The organism is Spirillospora sp. NPDC049652, assembly GCF_040675125.1.
Classification (GTDB): Bacteria; Actinomycetota; Actinomycetes; order Streptosporangiales; family Streptosporangiaceae; genus Spirillospora.
The window spans coordinates 1-1840 of sequence record NZ_JBFAOF010001215.1 but is presented as its reverse complement, the minus strand read 5'-3'; the positions used below and the strand labels follow the sequence as shown (position 1 = coordinate 1840).

Genomic DNA, 1840 nt, shown 5'->3' with positions numbered 1-1840 from the left:
GGCTGCGCACCCGGTCGCGGTCGGAGATCCGCGCGCAGATCGGCCCGACGCTGCCCGCCGGGACGGTGCCGGACGCCACCGGCGGACTCGGCCCCGACCCCGGCGACCCGGCGTGGGACGGAGCGCGCACGGTCGCCGAGTACGACGGCGTCAAGGGTGTCACCGCGTCGTCCTCGGCCGCCGACCCGGACACCCCGGTCGGCCTGGAGGACCCGTCCGCGCTGCCCTCCGCCGCCTTCGACCAGGATCCCGGCACCCAGTGGATCAGCGGCGGCACGCGCGGCCCGGCCGGGCAGTGGCTCCGCGTGGACCTCCCCTCGCCGCTGGACCCGGGCTCGCTCCAGGTCACCTTCACCCGCAACGACGTGCTCGGCCCGGCCCCCGCGCGGGTCGCGGTCGAGACCGAGCGCGGACGGCGGGAGCAGGACGTCCGGCCGGTCGCGGGCGCGCAGACGCTGGCGGCCCCGCCCGGCCCGACGTCCTGGGTCCGGCTGCGGATCGTCGCGGTCGCCGGGACCGCGCCCGAGGGCACGCGGGTCGGCGTCCGGGAGCTGTCGATCCCCGGCGTCACCGCCGAGCGGTACCTGCGCCTGCCGGCCGTCCCGAAGCAGCCGGGCGGAGGCACGTCGCCGCAGGTCATGGGCCGGGTCACGCCGCCTCGGTCGGAGTGCGTGCGCGGTTCGGTCCGCTGGGTCTGCTCGCCCGACCTGGCGCGCGGTGACGAGGACGGCCCGACCCTGCGGCGCGTGTTCACCGGACGCGGCGGCGCTGCGGCGATCACCGGCCGGGCCGTCGTCACCGACCCGGACCTGCTCGACCGGCTGACCCGCGACCGCGCGCGGCCCCGCGTCGCGGCGAGCTCGACCTGGACGCGGGAGGCCCCGGCGCAGCCCCGGGCGGCGGTGGACGGCGATCCCGCGACGACCTGGATCGCGGCGGGCGACGACAAGCGGCCGAAGCTGACGCTCGCCTGGGGCCGCAAGGTGAAGGTGAGCGAGCTGACCGTGACCCGGCCGCCGGGCGTGCAGGGCGCGATGACGGTGACCGTCCTCGGCTCGCACGGCGCGGTCCGCGAGGGCCTGCTCGACGGGGCCGGGAGGCTGCGGTTCGCGCCGATGCGGACGGACAGGGTGACGCTGCGGTTCATGACGTCCCAGGTGCCCGTCCAGGTGTCCGAGGTGGCGATTCCGGGAGTCCCCGGATTGCCGGGTGTGCGGCCCTTGTCGGGGAAGTCCGCGTCGGGGAAGGGGGACCGGCCGTTCACGACGTCCTGCGGCACCGGCCCCGACCTCAAGCTGAACGGACGCGCCGTCCAGACACGGATCTCCGGGACGGTGGACGACGTGCTCAGCGGCCGACCGGTGGCGTTCCAGGCGTGCCGCGCCGTCCGGCTCGCGGACGGTGACAACCGCGTCAGCGCGGGCGGCCGGTTCCGCGTGGACGCGCTGACCGTGGACCCCGACGGCGCGCTCGCCGCCGCGCGGCCCGGCCGGACGAGCCCGGTCACCGTCCGGTCGTGGAACGCGGGCGAACGGCGGATCGAGGTGAACGCGCCGCGCAAGTCCGTCCTGGTGGTGAACGAGAACTACAACACGGGCTGGGACGCGGTGGCGGCGAACGGGGCCAAGCTGCGGCCGGTTCGCCTGGACGGCTGGCGGCAGGGCTTCGAGGTGCCCGCCGGGACGACCGGGACGGTCACCCTCACCTACGCGCCCGACACCGCCTACCGGGGCGCGCTGTTCGGCGGCCTGGCCCTGCTGGCGCTGCTCGTCCCGGTCGCGGTGCGGCGTCCGGGACGCGGCGGCACGCCTCCGCCCGCGGCTCCCGCCGCCACGCCGCG

General features: G+C 77.6%; 1 pseudogene. It reads left to right on the top strand.

Annotation, left to right across the window (positions count from 1 at the left end):
- Nucleotides 1-1840: pseudogene (locus AB0J52_RS38690) on the top strand (DUF3367 domain-containing protein); the annotation flags it as partial.